16 protein-coding genes are annotated in these 17112 nt (G+C 61.2%); 7 read left to right on the top strand and 9 right to left on the bottom strand.

What is annotated here, in order from left to right; translation table 11 throughout:
• Window positions 1–77 precede the first annotated feature (77 nt).
• The 5 genes from HF682_RS10465 to HF682_RS10445 all read left to right on the top strand — a co-directional run bounded on the left by HF682_RS10465 (window position 78) and on the right by HF682_RS10445 (window position 6240).
• Window positions 78–1016: a hypothetical protein gene (locus tag HF682_RS10465; RefSeq protein WP_168877237.1), complete on the top strand. Its 939-nt coding sequence runs from the start codon at window positions 78–80 to the stop codon at window positions 1014–1016.
• Window positions 977–2431, top strand: coding sequence for an ATP-binding protein (locus HF682_RS10460; RefSeq protein ID WP_168877236.1), 1455 nt, complete (start codon window positions 977–979; stop codon window positions 2429–2431). The genes HF682_RS10465 and HF682_RS10460 overlap by 40 nt, the downstream gene beginning before the upstream one ends.
• Complete coding sequence (locus tag HF682_RS10455; protein ID WP_168877235.1) at window positions 2428–3081, top strand: response regulator transcription factor; 654 nt, start codon at window positions 2428–2430, stop codon at window positions 3079–3081. The genes HF682_RS10460 and HF682_RS10455 overlap by 4 nt, the downstream gene beginning before the upstream one ends.
• On the top strand, window positions 3078–3932 hold the full coding sequence (locus tag HF682_RS10450; protein WP_308418726.1) for a DUF2861 family protein: 855 nt from the start codon (window positions 3078–3080) through the stop codon (window positions 3930–3932). Before HF682_RS10455 ends, HF682_RS10450 begins: the two co-directional genes overlap by 4 nt.
• A 100-nt stretch (window positions 3933–4032) precedes the next feature.
• Window positions 4033–6240 (top strand): glycoside hydrolase, encoded by a 2208-nt coding sequence (locus tag HF682_RS10445; protein WP_168877233.1) that lies wholly within the window; start codon window positions 4033–4035, stop codon window positions 6238–6240.
• Between the two features lie 70 nt (window positions 6241–6310).
• On the opposite strand, the gene HF682_RS10440 is transcribed toward HF682_RS10445, so the two are convergent.
• Entirely contained in the window at window positions 6311–6919 is a 609-nt protein-coding gene (locus tag HF682_RS10440) for a glutathione S-transferase N-terminal domain-containing protein (RefSeq protein WP_168877232.1), read from the bottom strand.
• Between the two features lie 161 nt (window positions 6920–7080).
• Between HF682_RS10440 and HF682_RS10435 the strand changes: the two genes are divergently transcribed.
• Window positions 7081–8391, top strand: a complete 1311-nt coding sequence (locus tag HF682_RS10435) for a hemolysin family protein (RefSeq protein WP_168877231.1) — start codon at window positions 7081–7083, stop codon at window positions 8389–8391.
• A 34-nt stretch (window positions 8392–8425) separates the two neighbouring features.
• Here HF682_RS10435 and HF682_RS10430 read toward each other — a convergent pair whose 3' ends face one another.
• The 4 genes from HF682_RS10430 to HF682_RS10415 form a co-directional block, all read right to left on the bottom strand.
• Entirely contained in the window at window positions 8426–9205 is a 780-nt protein-coding gene (locus HF682_RS10430) for an IclR family transcriptional regulator (RefSeq protein WP_168877230.1), read from the bottom strand.
• A gap of 45 nt (window positions 9206–9250) precedes the next feature.
• A complete protein-coding gene (locus HF682_RS10425) occupies window positions 9251–10534 on the bottom strand; it encodes a HAMP domain-containing sensor histidine kinase (protein WP_168877229.1) in 1284 nt (427 codons plus the stop codon).
• 5 nt (window positions 10535–10539) lie between these two features.
• A complete protein-coding gene (locus tag HF682_RS10420; protein ID WP_205882023.1) occupies window positions 10540–11226 on the bottom strand; it encodes a response regulator in 687 nt (228 codons plus the stop codon).
• 61 nt (window positions 11227–11287) lie between these two features.
• A complete protein-coding gene (locus HF682_RS10415; protein WP_168877228.1) occupies window positions 11288–11812 on the bottom strand; it encodes a Spy/CpxP family protein refolding chaperone in 525 nt (174 codons plus the stop codon).
• A gap of 149 nt (window positions 11813–11961) precedes the next feature.
• Between HF682_RS10415 and uvrB the strand changes: the two genes are divergently transcribed.
• Window positions 11962–13980, top strand: a complete 2019-nt coding sequence (uvrB, locus tag HF682_RS10410) for an excinuclease ABC subunit UvrB (RefSeq protein WP_168877227.1) — start codon at window positions 11962–11964, stop codon at window positions 13978–13980.
• 8 nt (window positions 13981–13988) lie between these two features.
• Here uvrB and HF682_RS10405 read toward each other — a convergent pair whose 3' ends face one another.
• From HF682_RS10405 to bufA2, 4 genes are all read right to left on the bottom strand, one after another.
• Entirely contained in the window at window positions 13989–14855 is an 867-nt protein-coding gene (locus tag HF682_RS10405; RefSeq protein WP_168877226.1) for a hypothetical protein, read from the bottom strand.
• Between the two features lie 53 nt (window positions 14856–14908).
• Window positions 14909–15688: an HvfC/BufC N-terminal domain-containing protein gene (locus HF682_RS10400; RefSeq protein ID WP_168877225.1), complete on the bottom strand. Its 780-nt coding sequence runs from the start codon at window positions 15686–15688 to the stop codon at window positions 14909–14911.
• On the bottom strand, window positions 15685–16539 hold the full coding sequence (bufB, locus tag HF682_RS10395) for an MNIO family bufferin maturase (protein WP_168877224.1): 855 nt from the start codon (window positions 16537–16539) through the stop codon (window positions 15685–15687). Before bufB ends, HF682_RS10400 begins: the two co-directional genes overlap by 4 nt.
• Before the next feature lie 69 nt (window positions 16540–16608).
• Window positions 16609–16869: a BufA2 family periplasmic bufferin-type metallophore gene (gene bufA2, locus HF682_RS10390; protein WP_168877223.1), complete on the bottom strand. Its 261-nt coding sequence runs from the start codon at window positions 16867–16869 to the stop codon at window positions 16609–16611.
• Between the last annotated feature and the right edge of the window lie 243 nt (window positions 16870–17112).

Below are 17112 nucleotides of genomic sequence, written 5' to 3'. Positions count from 1 at the left end.
TGCTTATATGCAATTGTCACAGGAGAGGTGGGATGCGGTTTGGCACTAGCTGGGCTCGTGTTGGGTTGATCGGATTCATGCTGCTGCTGAGTATTTCGGTACAGGCAGAGGATGAGCTGACATTTCGGACACGACTCAAGCTACAGGTTCAGGAGAGCTTGCAGCGGGAAAAGTTTGACGATCTGGAAAAGGTGGCCCAGATTTTTCGGGATCGGCAAACTCGCACTGGAAGTGGCGTATGGGCGCTGACGCAGTTTTACATGAGCTTTTCGTGGATGGACCTGGCAAATGACCAACATTGGAACAAAGTTGAACAGACGCTGCTGCGCTGGCAAAAGCGTTTCCCCGCTTCGGCGACGCCGGTAATTGCCTACGCGGCCGCACTGTTGGAACGGGGGCGGCAGATACGCTCGGACAGGGGGCGAGAACAGGCCTCTTTATTCTGGAGACGGGGCTATGACTTACTTTTGCATACGAAATCCTTTTCGGACAAAGATCCTTCCTGGTATGTCCAGATTGGTTACGCAGGATGCACCCATGACTGGAAGCCCCAGGAGTTCGACAAGTTGTTGGAAGAGGGTATGACGCGCTTCCCCGCGCACTATCAAATGTATTTCGCAGCGCTGGAATACTACCGATGCAATACCACCCAATTACCATATCATCTGGAGGGCATTGCTTCGCGTGCGGCACGCAATAACAAGGCAACCGATGGTGATGGGCCCTATGCCCGTGTCTACTGGTACGCTGCCGAAGCTTACTTTGGCGATCGTTTGTTTCAAGACACGAAGGTCAATTGGCCGCGGATGAAAAACGCCATGGACGATGTACTGCGTCAATACCCGGATCAGTGGAATATCAATAACTTCGCCTACTTTGCCTGTCTGAAGGGAGACAAGGCCAAGACGCGGGAATTACTGGGCAGGGTGACCACACCGATCATGGATGCCTGGGACAGTGAGGAGCGGTTCCAGCAGTGCAGACATTGGGCCAACCAGGGCGTGAAGTCGGCGTGAGGGTCTGGCTGGGCTTGCTGTGGCTCTGTCCATGGCTGCTGCATGCGGCTGCGGGCTCGGTGGACCAGGCTTACCAGGGGTTTCGCCAATCCATGCTGCAGGCGCCTGTGCTGATGGTGTGGCGTGGCGAGGACCTGCAGCGGGCATTGCCCTTACCCCTGCTGCAGCCGGCGCAGATGGAGCCGCAAACCAGCCGTTACCCGCTCGACGCATTGCAGCAGCTGTACCGTTATCAGCAACAATGCCAGGGGCCGTTGCCAGACTGGCCCGGTCTGCAGGCCGCCGTGGAGTTTGAGCGTGCTCGCTGTGAAAATCGCGCGTTGCCAGATGCCTGGTATGCCCGCTCGGGCTGGATTCATCCCGGCGGCGGCAGTTATGCAGCGCGAACCTTGCAGCAAGCGCCTGCACGGCGTGCTGCCTTGCAGCCCTACCTCCATTTGCGCGAGCGTGTGTTTCCAGCTTCCCAGCAGGGCATGCTGGCGCAGCTCAGCCGCTTGAATGACGCGCAGTTGAATCGCTTGCTGGATGGTGAGCCCTGGATACAGGCGGGAGATCGCTTGCTGATGGCGCAGTCCGGCGGCTACCGCGTGTATGCGCCGGAGGTCTGGCAGCCCTTGCTGGCACAGCAGGACCTGCACTGGCAGCCAGAGCGGGATGAAGGCTTCTGCCCGTATCCGGTGGGAGCGGGATGCTGGCGCTTGTCAGAACCGACACCCCGTTGGCTATGGTACGGGATCATCCTGCTATTGCTGCTGGGTGTGAGTCTGGCCATGCTGTTGCAACGGCTCTGGCTGCGCCGCCGCGCCGCGCGGGAGCGACAGCTCATTCTGCAGGTGCTGACCCATGAGTTGCGCACGCCCATCGCCAGCCTTGGGCTGACCATTGAAGGGTTACGGGCCCGGTTTGATCATTTGCCTGCCGAGGTTCACCCGCTGTTTGCTCGCCTGTGTGATGATGGGGTACGGTTGAGAAAACTGGCGGAAGCCAGCCGAGACTACTTGCAGTCCGGTGCAGAGGCTGCTGCGATGCAGCATCTCCCCTCCGTGGCCGAATGGGCCAGACAACGCCTGGATGAAACATCTGTGCCACTCGAAGTCATCTGTGATGGTGCCGTGCAAGTCAGTCCTTACTGGTTGGCCACCTGTTTTGACAACCTGCTGCGTAACGCACAGCAGCACGGACAGGGGGCAGTCAGGGTGCAAGTAGAAGCAGACCGCAAATGGGTGCGGTTGAAGATCATGGACCAAGGTGCGTTGACGGCACGTGCGTTGCCTGCCTTGCTTCGGCCTTTTCAAAGTCGACAGGGTATGGGCCTGGGGCTGACCATTGTGGAAGCCATGATTCGGCGTATGGGTGGCCATCTCAGCCTGTCGGGGCCGCCGACCTGTTTCAGCCTGGTGTTGCCCAAAGCATGAATACCATCCTGTTGCTGGAAGATGACCCCGGTGTGGGTGCAGGGGTAAAGGAGGCGCTGGAGCGCGAGGGTTACCGTTGCCACTGGCTGCTGCAAATGGCCGCCGTGCCGGAGCACTGGCCAGCTGTTGATCTGGCGATTCTGGACCGGCAGTTGCCGGAAGGGGATGCACTGGACCGGTTGCCCGCCTGGTTGCAACTCAAGCCCATCCCGGTGCTGCTGCTGACGGCACGGGTCGACGTGCGTGACCGGATTGCCGGACTGGATGCCGGGGCCTGTGATTACATCAGCAAGCCGTTTGCAGTGGAAGAGCTGCTGGCGCGGGTGCGGGTACAGCTGCGTGGCGTCGAGCCTGAGCGTCGGGTGGTGGGGGCGCTGGAGCTGGTGTTGCGTGAGCGCAAGGCGTACTGGCAGGGTGAGGAAGTGGGGTTGACCCGTACCGAGTATGATTTGCTTGGCTGCCTGGTATCGCACCTGGGCAAAGTGTTGACCCGTGATGAGCTGCTGAATCAGGTATGGGGTTACGATCACTTCCCGACCACGCGCACGGTGGATACCCATGTCCTGCAACTGCGGCAGAAGCTGCCGGGCCTGCCACTTGAGACCCTGCGCGGGTTGGGCTACCGGCTGCAAATCGTGAGCCCGTCATGAGGGGGGGGGCCGGTTGGGTGTGTGCCCTTTTTTGCGCGGGTGTACAAGCGGCACCCTCGGCGTGGTTCATGCGGCAGGATGCCATGACGCGCTTTCATCAAGCGGTGCTCGAAGGGCGGGTCGATGCGCTGCTGCCCGCCTGGGTGGAGGCCTGGCAGGCTGGCAACGCGGACTGGCAACAACAGCTAATCGCAGCCTGGCCGCTACTGTTGCAACAGGAATGCGGCAAGACGCTGGCTCCGGCTATTACCATGGCCAACCCGGTCTGGACACTGGAGCTGGATCGGATTCGCGAGCCGTTAATGCAGCGCTATCGAGTACGCTTGCATGGCGTGAGTCGACAGCGGCTGACGCAACTGCAGCTGATCCGGCAAGATGGTGCGGTACTGCTGGATCAGCAGAGCAAGGCTACACCCATTCAGTGGACAGCCAACGGTGAGTTTGATCTGGCCACCCCGGATGAACCCTTGCCTTGGCGAGCGGGCTTGTATCGGCTGGTATGGAAGGCTCCGGGGGGCACCCCTCAGCAGCAATGGCTGATTTTGCCACCCGCCTTGCCGGAAGGGGTGCTGAGAAATACGGGTGAAGAGGGCTGGCAAATTGCACCTGCGCCCCCGTTGCCCCCCTCCTGCCCTGTACCAGAGCTACGGATGGCCATCTACGACCTGGGGCGCAAAAACTGGCTGCCGGTCTGGCATGAGGCGCACGAACAGGTCTTGCCACAGTCCTTCCCGCCACTGACACTCCCCCGTGGGCGCTACTGGCGAACGGTGAGCTGGGTGGAGCGTAGCCAGCAAGGCAGCATTCGCCTGGAGCGACAAGTACGCTTGTCCGCCTTATGGCTTCCCTAGCACATTCCTGACATTGCCCTGACAAAGCGCCACGTGGCCCGTGCTGCAATACGGCCGAACGTCCTGCCATCGGGGCAGGGGGCGACAGAAGGAGTGGGGTTTGCGTATTCGTTATCTGGCTGGCCTGCTATGGCTGGCAACATCATCCACGTGGGCCGAGGTATTGCTGAGCAATGCGCAATGGCAGATCCGGGTGGACCCGGCTACCCTGGCGATGCAGGTGACCCCGGCGGGCGGTGACCGTATCGTGGTTAGCCAGGGGCAGAAAGTGGCACAAGACATTTCGGGGTTGAAACAGGACCAGCAGCAGGCCAGCTGGCGCTGGCCTGGCTTTCAATGGACGATGACCCTGCGTGGCGCGGATTTGAACCTGAGTGTTCAGGCCGATAAAGCCAGCACGCTCTCCTGGCTGCAGCAGCCTGCATCCGCCATGGGGCGGGGGATGGTATTGCCACTGGGAGAAGGTGGCTATGTGCCCGCAGGGCATACCGGCTGGCAATCCCTGATCATGAGCCAGTATGCCGAGATGGACAGTACCGAGTCGTTGAGCCTGCCACTATGGGGGCTGGACCACGGCAAGTGGGGCTTGCACTGGATACTGACCAATCCCTACCACAATACCTTGCAATGGTCGGCCGATGGCAAAGGGCTTGCGCTCAATGTGTCGCATCAATTCTCCGTTCTGGGTGAGCGCAAGCCCATGACGGCAACCTTGCATCTGGAACAGGGCGATGTGCTGGCCGGCGCCAAATGGTATCGAAACTGGCTGCAATCACAGGGGCTGGTCGAAGAGTTGGCGGATAAACTGAAACAGCAGCCAGAGGGGCGCAAGCTGATTGGGGCCAGCCATATTTACCTGTGGGGTGGCGGTTTGCTGGCCAGCAAGGATGTGCAGGATTGGCCGACCTGGGTTGGCCAGTTGAAAGGGGGCGGGCCCCTGTCGCAAGCGGTGCGGGCAAAACTGTCTGCTGAAGCACTACAGCTGCTGGCACAATGGCCAGCCACTGCCGATGGCTACCAGAAGCGTACCCTTATTGCTGCGGTCAATGAAGCGTTGTATTCGATGGCCCGGCAAAACTGGCAGCAGGAAACCATGGACATGGCAGCCATTGCGCCCGCTTACAGCCGCTTGCGTCAGCAAGCAGAGCAGGAATGGGGAGCGGCCCTGGCGGCACCAGCGCAATGGGGTGGTGGGGTGTCGACTGCAACCGTCAAACGATTGCAGCAAGCGGGGCTGGCGCGACTCTGGCTGGGGCTGGACAGCTGGGAGGGCGGACTGTGGCACCCGGAGGCCATCCGGTCTGCGGTAGCGGCAGGCTATCTGATCGGGCCTTATGATTCCTACGAAACCGCCTTGCCACATGGCACGGAGCCAGACTGGAACAGTGCCCATCTGGGGCAGGATGCTTACATGCGTTGCGCCATCATCAAGGCGAATGGGCAAGCCAAATCCGGCTTCAAAGGCTCCGGCCACTATACCAATCCGGATTGTGTACGGCCTCTGCTGCAAGCGCGGGTGCAGCAGCTCAAGGCTGCCGCTGGTTTCAACAGCTGGTTTTTGGATGCCTACGCGGCCGGCATGTTGTTTGACGACCATGCCGCCTCCCGCAAGCAGGATCAGTCGGCTGTCGCAGCGGGTTATGTCACCAGCCAGCGCTGGCTGGGCCAGCAGTTACCGTTGGGCTCAGAAGGTGGCAATGCGGTGACCGCCTCCGGCATCCTGTTTGCCCACGGTATGCAGACGCCGGTATTTGGCTGGGGCGACAAAGCCCTGAAAGACAAAACCTCGCCGTACTACCTTGGACGCTATTATCCGGCGGAACAGCCTGCAGTCTTTTTCAAAGCCGTACCGGTGAAGGAACCTTACCGCAGCACCTTGTTTGAGCCAGCTAACCGCTTGCCACTCTACCAGACGGTTTTCCATGGTGCGCTGATCAGCAGCCATCACTGGTCCGCGGACAACCTCAAGTTCCAGGGTGAGGTTCAACGACGGATTTTGCTCAACCTGCTGTACAACGTGCCGCCCATGTTGCATTTGAGTGAGGCTACTTTGGGCAGTCGTTTGCCACTATTGCAAAAGCTGGACTCGGTGTTTCGCCTGCAGCACGAGCAGCTGGCGACCCAGCGCATGACAGCCTTTCGCTGGCTGTCGCCCGACCGACTGGTGCAGCAGACCACATTTGAGGATGGCAGTACGCTGACGGCCAACTTTGGTGCACAGGCTGCGCAGGTGGAGGGCGGGAGTGTGCCCGCTGGTAGCCTGCGGGTGCGTATGAGTGGGAAGCGCGAGGTGATGTACACGCCCTGACACGGCGGGCTAGCGCGCCATGCAAAACGGGGCATCAAGCCCCGTTTTGTTTTTTATTCTGCTGTCTCGGTCAGACCACCGGTATCGTATCCTGGAAGCTGCTGCGTTCCAGCAGCTTCTGGTAATGGCGCTCCAGATTGGGGTACTGGGTTTTCCAGTCGATATCCGGGAAGCGCAAGGCCAGATAGCCCAAGGCGCAGCCCACAGCGATGTCCGCCAGGGTGTAGCCTTCATCCACACACCACAGCCGGTCACCCAATTGCTCTGCCATTACCGCCAGCGCGCGGTTGATCTTGCCATACTGACGGGCGATCCACTCCTCATCTTGCTTGATGCTACTGCGCTTGCGTTCCAGGAAAATGGTGACGGCCGCATCAATCAGACCATCGGCCAGCGCTTCCCAGCGCTTGACCCGGGTGAGCGGGCGACCTTCCTGCGGCAGCAGGCGGCTGACCGGGGAGAGGCGGTCCATGTATTCCACGATCACCCGTGAATCGTACAAGGTATCGCCGTCGTCCAGCACCAGCACAGGAATTTTGCCCAGCGGATTGTAGTCAGGCACGTGCGTGTCTGCATTCCACGGGACATCGACTTCATAATCCAGCGTCAGCTGCTTCTCAAGCGCAACAATACGGGCTTTGCGGGCATACGGGCTGGTGAGGGAGATGATCAGTTTCATGCGCTACCGGTGTCGGACAGTTTGATTTCCATTATAGGCGAAGGGCGGGCGGCTGTGTTGCTGCAATGCGGAAAATGATGCCGCTGCCGGTCAGGTCAGGGGATGCGCTATAATGCCGCCATCTGCTTGACAATGAGGTAGCACGGGGCACCCCCCCGCCCATGAATCAATTCTTTTATATCATCCTGGCGCTGCTACTGGTAGCGCTGAACGGTTTTTTTGTGGCCGCCGAGTTCGCGCTGGTCAAATTGCGACAAACCCGGGTGAAGACCATCGCCCGTGTCTACGGGCTGCCGGGCCGTATTCTGGCCAGGGTCCACGGCCAACTGGACGAGTATCTGTCTGCGTGTCAGCTGGGGATTACGCTGGCATCACTGGGCCTGGGATGGGCGGGCAACCCGGCCTTTGCCGACCTGCTGACGCCGGTTCTGCATGGTCTCGGCGTGGAAAACGTCAAGGTCATCCAGTACATTTCCATTGCTTTTGCCTTCCTGATCATCTCCTTCCTGCATATTGTGGTGGGTGAGCTGGCGCCCAAGTCCTGGGCTATCCGTATGTCGGAAAAAGTGGCGATCTTTGCCGCGCTGCCGCTGTTCGTCTTCTACTGGCTGATGTACCCGGCCATCTGGCTGCTCAACCGTAGTGCATCGGTGGTGCTGCGGGTATTTGGGGTGACGGGGGGGCATGGCCATGACAGCAGCTACTCCGCCGATGAGCTGAAGCTGATCCTGCGTACCAGCCGCAACAGCGAAAAATTCACGCGCGATGAATGGAATGTGATGGCGCACACCCTCGAGTTCAGCGAACTTGATGTGGTGGAGCTGATGCGTCCTTACAACGAAATGGTCAGCCTGTCGGCGAAGGACTCGGTGGCGCAGAGCCTGGAGCGGATCGCGCAGAATCGCTACAGCCGCTATCCCTGGCTGGATGAGCAGGGTGAAGTGGCGGGTGTCATTCATATCAAGGATCTGTTCTTTGCCGAGCGTAAAGGGCAGACGCTGGATGACTTGAGTGAATTTGTGCGGCCCGTGCAGTTTGTCGCCCCTGAAACGCCCGCGCTGGAGTTGTTCCGCCGCTTCCGCGAAGGGGCACCGCACTTTGCGGTGATCCAGAGCGAGGGGCAGGCCCCGCTTGGCTTCCTGACGCTGGATAACCTGCTGGCCGCCCTGGTGGGGGAAATCCGCGACGAATTCCGCCAGGGTCGCAATGACTGGACCGAGCTGGATGATGGCACCTTGATTGGCAAGGGTAGTCTGCCAATCTTCTCGCTGGAGCGGGCGCTCGGCATTGACATCGAAACTGAAGAGGTCGACTCGGTAGGCGGCCTGATCATGCTCAAGCTGGGCAATGTGCCGAAAGAGGGCGACCGCGTGCGCTTTGACGCGTTCGACCTGGTGGTGAAACGGATGAGTGGTCCACGTATCCTGCTGGTGCGGGTTTATCCGCGTGCCCAGGAAGAAGTGGAACATTGAGGCGACACCACCCTTGGCGGGTCACGCCTGACGGTTAGGCGCGGCCTCCCAATTGCCTGGCCAAGGCCTGCAAGCGGGGGGCAATCTCGTCCTCCAGCATGGCTTTGCTGAGGCGAAAGGCGGGGCCGCTGCAGTTTAAGGCCAATGGTGGCTGTCCCGGGCTGGCTTTGAGGGCGACACCGATGGCATTAATATCCGCCTCAAACTCTCCCAGAGACAGGCAATAGCCTTTTTCAGCGTAATCCTGCAAAGCCGCAGTGAGCCCGGTCTGGATGGTCGGCCAGCGTGTGCCATAGTGCTGGCTCAGCTCCTCCAGAACTGCTGCGCGTTCATGCGCAGGCAGACCCGCCAGCCAGGCGCGGCCGATGGCGGTGGTGGCCAGTGGCACGGTAGAGCCGACATCCAGCTTGATACCAAGTCGGGTCGGGGCGCGGCTGGCTTCCACATAAATCATGCTGACACCGGAGCGCGCAGCCAGTGTGACCGAATGCCCGGTTTCCTGTGACAGTGCACGCATCAGTGGTGCGGCGACATCACGAATGTCCAGGGTCGAGAGGGCGGCATAGCCCAGCGCCAGGACCCCAACCCCAGGCCGGTAGCGGCCACTGTCCGGGTCCTGTGCCAGATAGCCCAGCTGCAGCAGGGTATAGGTCAGGCGCGAGATGGTGGATTTGGGCAGGCCGGTCCGTGCGGCCAGTTCCTGATTGCCGAGCAAGCTGTCACCGGGCTGAAAGGCCCGTAATACGGTCAGACCGCGCGCCAGCGCAGTGACAAACAAGCGGTCTTTGCCCGCACCCAGATCATCTTCTTCCATGCTGCAGAACTCCATTCCGTTATGCGGCATGGTAAAGGGCGAGGCTCAGCTTTGTCGAGGGCCCGTGAGCGGCAAATATACTGTGAAACAGCTGCCACCGCTACCTTGTTGCCGGTATTCGACCTGACCGCCATGGTGGCGGGCGATGCGGTCGACCAGCGCGAGCCCCAGACCATGCCCACCATCGCCTTCAGCCGCGCCAGGCGGACGGTAGAAGGGTTCAAACAAGCGCGACTGGGCGTCTGGCGGGATGCCGGGGCCCGCGTCGCAGACTTGCAGGACAGCGCGTCCATCCTGCTCGAGCAGCCCTACCGTGACCGGCGGTGCACCGTAGCGCTGCGCATTCTCCAGCAGGTTACGCACCAGTCGGCGCAGCATGCGGGCATCTCCCTGGCAATGAAGGTCGGCCAGCGTGACGCTGGCTTGATATTGCGCTGCCAGCTCGGTACACAAGGCCGTCAGGTCCACGCTGTCCATGCGCGCGGGTTGCGGGCGGGCGTCCAGCCGGCTGAGCAGCAGGATTTCTTCCACCAGTTCGTCCAGTTCGGTGATGTTCTGTTCCAGCTCGGTGCGAAGTGCATCCGGTGCACGATCGGCCAGCAGGGTGCTGACCATGCGCAAGCGGGCCAGTGGCGAGCGCAGTTCATGCGACGCATGCGCCAGCAGCTCCTTGTGAGCATGCAGCAGGGCGTGAATGCGCTGGGCCGCAGCGTTAAATCGGGTCGCGAGCAGCGAGACCTCCGCGGGTCCTTCCAGCGGCAACGGCGTTTGGAAATCCCCTTCACCCAGGGCGTCAATGCGACTGATCAGACGGTCCATGCTGCGGGTCAGGCGTCGGCTCAGCGGCCAGGCGGCAATGGCCACGGCGATCGCCAGAATGGCCAGCGCGCTCAATAAAGGAACCGATAGCGGTGGGTGCGGGGGGCGCCCCACATGCAATACGCGCCCGTCCGCCAGCCGATAGCTGCGCACCGGGCCACGTGGGGCTTCGTCTTCCGGTGAAACATGCAGGCGAGGGCCCAGTTGTGCCAGCACTTGCCCGTTGGCGGCGTTCAGGCTGATGGCCATGTCGAGGTCGCCCGCAATGTCTTGCAGTGCCTGCTGCTGCATGGCAGGCGGCGCACTGGCAGGGGGCAGGCTGTGCTGCAGCAGGCGACTGATCGCCACCGGCCACTGCGGCGGCACCGGTGGCCCACCCAAGGTGTGGAACAACAAGGCCGCCATGCCGGCAAAGATCAGCAAGGCCAGCACCAGGGTCAGGTAGATATGCCAGTACAGCTTGTGGCGAATGCGGGGGCGGGCAGGGCGCAGCCGGTGACGATGTCGCATGATGATCAGTCCGTCGCCGGGCGGGCCAGCATATAGCCGATGCCACGGATGGTGAGGATGCGCTCCGGCTGCTTGGGGTCATCGCCCAGCGCTTGCCGCAACTTGGAAATGTGTACATCAATGCTGCGATCAAAGGCTTCCAGATGTTCCCCGCGCATGGACTGCATGATCTGGTCGCGGCTCATCACCCGCCCTGCGTTGCGGGCCAGACACCACAGCAAATCAAACTGATGACCGGTCAGCGCGCGACGTTCACCCGCCACGCTCAGCGTCCGGCTGTCCGGGTCCAGTTCTATGCTGCCGAGCTGCAGCAGTTGGGCGCGGGGTTCGTCCTGCTGGCGGCGAGTGATGGCCCGCAGGCGCGCCAGCAGTTCCCGCGCATCAAACGGTTTGCCCAGATAGTCGTCGGCACCCAGCTCCAGCCCGACAATGCGATCCGCCACATCGCCACGGGCAGACAGCATCAGGATCGGCAAGGGAAACTGCTGGCGGATGGTCCGGCACAGATCCAGACCATCCGCATCCGGCAGCATCAAGTCCAGTACCAGCGCGTCAAAACGCTGTTGTTGCAACAGCTGTAAACCCGCCTGCCCGGTTGCCGCAGTCTGTACCTGCAGGCCTTGCAACTGCAGGTAGTCTGCCAGCATCCGGGTCAGACGCTGGTCGTCGTCAATCAGTAGAATCTGCATCATCCGTCCATCAGGGTCATGAAGCGCGGCAGCACGCCCCATGACCAGGTCGGCGGGCTGACGGTCAGCCATGATGACCAAAATGACCCCGCTGTGGCAACATTCGCTCCATCAGTTTGACCCGTTGTTCCGGCGTCAGCGTTTGCGCGACTTCCGTGATCCAGCCACTCATCTGGCGCGACGCTTCGTCCATGCGCTTGATGCGCTCGGCCCGCAGCGCCTCCAGTTTGGCGGTGTCCAGTGTTGGGCTGGAGAGCAGCTGCTTCAGCTCCTCGCCTTGGCGTGCATCGGGCCGCATGTCGCGCATGGCAGCAAACGCTTTGGTGGCCGACTGCATCAGTTTGGCTTGCTGTTCCGGAGTGGCCCCGACCTCTTGCAGCGCAGACTTTAGCCGGTTTTGCAGGTGGGCCTGCATCACTTCCGGATTGCCGTGCTGCATGAAGTTGGCCGGGCCAGCGCATCCGCCATTCGGTGACATGGCGTAGACGCCGCCTGCCAGTACCAGCCCCATGCTGCTGGCCAGTAGCGCACGCCGTTGCCAGCGGTGCATGCGGATACGGTGCTTCATCATCTTGATACGTTCAAACATTATGGGCTCCTGGGTCTGTGGCAACATGCCATGAGTGCAGATTAGCCCTGTGGCGTAAACCCTTGATGTGCGGTCGGTAAAGATTTGTAAAGTCAGGATGTTGCCTGCTGACACCGGTTGTCAGCAGGGCAGGGTATACTCACCACACTATGGCTGAAATCATCACGTATCCTGACTCCCCGTTTCGACTGCACCAGCCGTTTCCGCCGGCCGGTGACCAACCTGAGGCGATCCGGCAACTGGTCGAAGGCATTGACGACGGCCTGGCGTTTCAGACCCTGTGGGGGGTGACCGGCTCCGGCAAGACCTACACCATGGCCAATGTGATTGCCCGCACCGGGCGACCGGCCTTGGTGATGGCGCCGAACAAAACCCTGGCCGCTCAGCTGTACGCCGAGTTCCGCGAGTTCTTTCCGGAAAATGCGGTGGAGTATTTCGTCAGTTACTACGACTACTACCAGCCGGAAGCCTACGTCCCGAGCCGCGACCTGTTCATCGAGAAAGACTCGGCGATCAACGAGCACATCGAGCAGATGCGGCTGTCGGCCACCAAGTCCATGCTGCAGCGGCCAGACTGCATTGTGGTGGCCTCGGTGTCCTGCATCTACGGTATCGGTGACCGCGAGGAATATCACCAGATGATCCTGCACGTCAAAGAAGGCGAGCGGATCAAGCAGCGTGACATGATTGCCCGTCTGATTGCCATGCAGTACGAGCGCAATGACATCGAATTCAAGCGCGGCGTGTTCCGGGTGCGCGGCGACGTGCTGGATGTGTTCCCGGCGGAAAGTGCCGATCTGGCGGTACGCATCTCGATGTTCGACGATGAAGTGGAAACCCTGCAATTGTTCGACCCATTGACCGGGCATGTGCAGAAGCGGGTGTCCCGCTATACCGTGTTCCCCGGCAGCCATTATGTCACCCCGCGCGATACCGTGCTGCGGGCGGCGGAGGACATCAAGGCCGAGCTAAAAGACCGACTGGAATTCTTTTACGCCAATGGCAAGCTGGTGGAAGCGCAGCGGCTGGAGCAGCGCACCCGGTTTGATCTGGAAATGCTGTACGAGATGGGTTTCTGCAAGGGCATCGAAAACTACTCCCGGCATTTGTCGGGCCGGGCAGCTGGTGAACCACCGCCGACCCTGATCGACTATCTGCCCCGTCATGCCTTGATGTTCCTTGATGAGTCGCATGTGATGATCGGGCAGATTGGCGGCATGAGCCGGGGCGACAAGGCGCGTAAGGAAAATCTGGTGGAGTATGGTTTCCGCTTGCCCAGCGCGCTGGACAACCGGCCACTGACTTTTCCAGAGTTCGAGCGGGTGATGCGGCAGACGGTATTTGTCTCCGCTACGCCTGCAGACTACGAAAAGGAACACCAGGCGCAGGTGGTGGAGCAAGTGGTGCGCCCCACCGGGCTGGTGGACCCGGAGGTGGAAATTCGTCCGGTCCTGACCCAGGTGGATGATTTGCTGTCCGAAATCACCAAACGGGTGGCGGTGCAGGAACGGGTACTGGTGACCACGCTGACCAAGCGTATGGCGGAAGACCTGACCGATTACCTGAGTGAGCACGGCATCAAGGTCCGCTATCTGCACAGCGACATCGAGACCGTGGAGCGGGTAGAGATCCTGCGCGACTTGCGGGTGGGGGTGTTTGACGTGCTGGTGGGGATCAACCTGCTGCGAGAGGGGCTGGATTTGCCGGAAGTGTCGCTGGTTGCCATTCTGGACGCCGACAAGGAAGGCTTCCTGCGCAGCGAGCGCTCGCTGATCCAGACCATTGGTCGTGCCGCCCGTCACATCCACGGCAAGGCCATCCTATACGCCGACAAGATGACCGACTCCATGCGTCGCGCCATTGATCTGACCACCGCCCGCCGCACCCGGCAACTGGCCTTCAATGAGGCCAACGGCATCACGCCGCTGACCGTGACCAAGCGCATCAAGGACATCATCGACGGGGTGTATGACGAAGCTGCCGCGCGCCGTCTGGCTGAGGCCGAGCAGACTCAGCTGGCCGAGATGGACGAGAAAACGCTGGCGCGTGAAATCAAGCGGCTGGAAAAAGAGATGCTGGCCGCTGCCAAGGACCTCGACTTCGAGCGCGCCGCCCAACTGCGCGATCAGCTCAAGGGATTGCGCAGCAAGGTGTTTGGGGCGGAATAGGCGTCAGGCTACAGCTCGGGTGTGGCGGCATACAGCCAGGTGGTACTCACTACCAGCAAGAGCGCTTGCAGGCTGAATGGCAACAGGTTGCGCGCCCACAGGCTGCGGCGACGCCAGTAGAAGGCCAGCAGGATGATCAGCATCAGCCCGGCGGACAGCAGTAGTGCAGGCCACGGCCCGGCTGCCGGTTGCAGCAGGGTGCTGCCGTCTGGCTGGCTCAGCCGCTGTATCGGCGTCTGGTATACCCCATGCTGGATGAACAGGGCATAGCCGCCGATCAGCAGACTGCCCAACAACAAATGGCTGGCCCATGCGCCAGTCGGGGTCAGTCCTTGCTGGTGGCGCGCCTGCAGCCAATGCCCCCACAGCAGTTGCAGAACCACCAGCGGGGCGGCGAAATAGGCGGCAGGCTGGCTCAGGTACATCGGGTCGTGATAACGGGCGTAGAAGAAGGCGCCATCGGTGATCGGTGGCATGTCCAGAAAATTGAGCGCCACCGGCAATAGCGTCACGCCGCTGGCGAGCAGCAGCAGGCAGACATGCAACGGTTGCAGCGGATGCCGACGCAAAACCCACAGCAGCAAGCCAACGGCGGGGGCGTCCAGCAAGGGCTGCATCAGGTAAAAGCTGAAGCCGTGCAACACCAGCGCGGCGATACCCAGTAGCACCGATCTGGTATCCAGCTGGACCGGGCGTAACAGGCCAAACAGCAGGCAACTGGCAGAGGGCAGCAGCAGGCCCCAGCCCAGCCAGCTGCCCAGGTCCATGGCCATCGGCCCGCCCATGTTGATCGGCAAAGTCAGCAGCATGCTGCTGAACGCCGTCAACAGCATGCCGATCAAGCCCAGAATGATCCAACCCCACCAACGTTTCATGCCATCAGGATAGGCATTGTCAGCGGGTGCAAGCAAGACGGGGCTGTGAGTCTTTATTCCGCCCACGGCAGCAGCAGGCCATCCTGCAACCACTGCTGCAGGCATTGCGCCAGCACGGTGGCGAGTTGCCCGTCGGCGTGTTGCTGCATCAGCCAGTCTGCCAGTTGGCTGAAGCTGGCCGGCTGCGACTGCAGGTGCTGCAGCAAGCCTGCTTCGAGCGGCTCCAGGTGGCGGAAGCGGCTTTGGCTGTCTTGCCGCCACACCACGCAGTACCCCGCTATCGCCTCGGGCTCGCCGACTTGTTCCGGATCTTGCTGCAGCTGGTGCCAGAGTGGGCCAACGGCATACTGTACGGCGATCAAACGCAGGGAAGGGACCAGCGCCAGCGGCTGTTCTGTCCAGGTCAGGCCAGGCAAGGCCTGGACGGCTTCGAGCGTGAGGGTTGCGTGATCCGGTGCATCAAATGCCGTATTCAAGGCCCACTCCAGCCGGGCCAGGTCGCTCATGGCCGGGTGCCCCTCAAAACCACCCTGCTGCAGGAAGTCGGCCATTTCCGATCCATACCAGCGGATGGAGTAATGCGCCGGGGGATGAACGGCCAGATAGGCTGCATGCAGTTCGGACCAATGGGCATCGCCCAGCAGGCGGTATAGCATCGGGTAGTTGTCCTGCAGCGCAGCGGCCAGCCGGGCGCGGTAGGCATGGCGGTACACCCCGATCCGCCGCTCGGCAGCAATGCCTGCTGTTGCCGGAATCCAGCTTGCGTGCGGGGCGTCTGCTGCGGCAATGGCGGCCAGCATGCTGTGCTGTCGCTGTTGCAGACTGGTAGTCATGCTGCCGCCTTCAGGCTGGACGCCTGATGGTCACGGGCGAGCTGTAATTCCTGTACCAGTATGTCCAGATCCGGCAGATCATCGTCGCGTTCCAGTAGGGTGGAGGCCGGGCCAAAGCGCTGAACTGCCGAGCGATACAGTTGCCAGACCGGGTCGGGTACGGCGTGGTCGTGGGTGTCAATCAGCAGGTCCGGGCTGGTTTCATGCCCGGCGACGTGAAACTGCTGCACCCGCCTTGCCGGGATACCCGCCAGGTAAGCTTCGGGATCAAAACCGTGGTTGACGCTGCTGACGTAGACATTGTTCACGTCCAGCAGTAGCAGGCAGTCTGCGGCTTCCGCAATGGCGCTGATGAATTCCCACTCACGCATCTCGTCTTCTTCAAACTGCAGGTAGCTGGATACGTTTTCCAGCAGAATGCGTTGGCCGAGTACATCCTGTACCTGCCGAACCCGGCTTGCCACATGGCGGACAGCTTCTTCGGTAAAAGGCAGGGGCAGCAGGTCATGCACTTGTGCCCCGTGCGCGCCCGTCCAGCACAGGTGGTCCGAGATCCAGGCCGGTTTGGCGCGATGGGCCAAAGCTTTCAGATCGCGCAGATAGTCCAGGTCCAGCGGGTCGGTACTGCCAATGGAAAGGGAGACGCCGTGCATCACCACCGGCCAGCGCTCGCGTATCCGGTCCAGAAAATACAGCGGGCGCCCGCCCGGGATCATGTAGTTCTCGCTGATGATCTCGAACCAGTCTATTTCGGCGCCCAGCGGGCTTTGCTCGTCGAGGATGGCCGCATAGTGTGGCGGGCGCAGGCCCAGTCCAAAGCCCAGCGGAGCGTGCAGCAAGGGAGAGGTCATGATGATCGGTATCCTGTATGGGCCGGCCCCCGATCGTCGGAAGCCAGCCTGGCGAAATGGGCCGGTGACTTACTGGCCCAGTACCTTGCCACCCAGCTTCATGCATTCCGCGCTGGTCTTGGAAACCCAGCCATGGCCCTTGCAGCTGTTTTGGCCCTTGCATTCATTGCTGGCGGTCTTGCACTCGGAAGTGCCCTTGCAGGAGTTGATGCCGGCGCATTGCACCTTGGCATCGGCAGCCTGTGCAGCGGTACTCAGGGTGGCGCCACCCAGCAGGGCAGCGGCGGCCAACGCGAGGGACAGACCAGAAGCAGCGATTCGTTTGGACATGGTGAGTTTCCTTTTAGGTGAGTCGAATCAAGTCGCACAGGGTGCGTTTAGAACCTGTTCAGGGTCTTGCGAGCGAGGGTGAGACAAGGCGAAAACAACTGAGGAAGCGGAGTTTACTGGGTGTAAATGAGCATTCCGAAGTGGTTTCAACGCCGTATCACCGTTGCGCAGCAGACCATGGGCAGGTTCTTGCAAGGGGCAAGATGCCGCCTTGATACCTTGGTCGATACCTCGCCGGTTTTC

This window comes from Leeia aquatica, assembly GCF_012641365.1.
In the GTDB taxonomy this organism is placed as follows: Bacteria; Pseudomonadota; Gammaproteobacteria; order Burkholderiales; family Leeiaceae; genus Leeia; species Leeia aquatica.
This window is presented reverse-complemented; position numbering and strand designations above follow the sequence as displayed.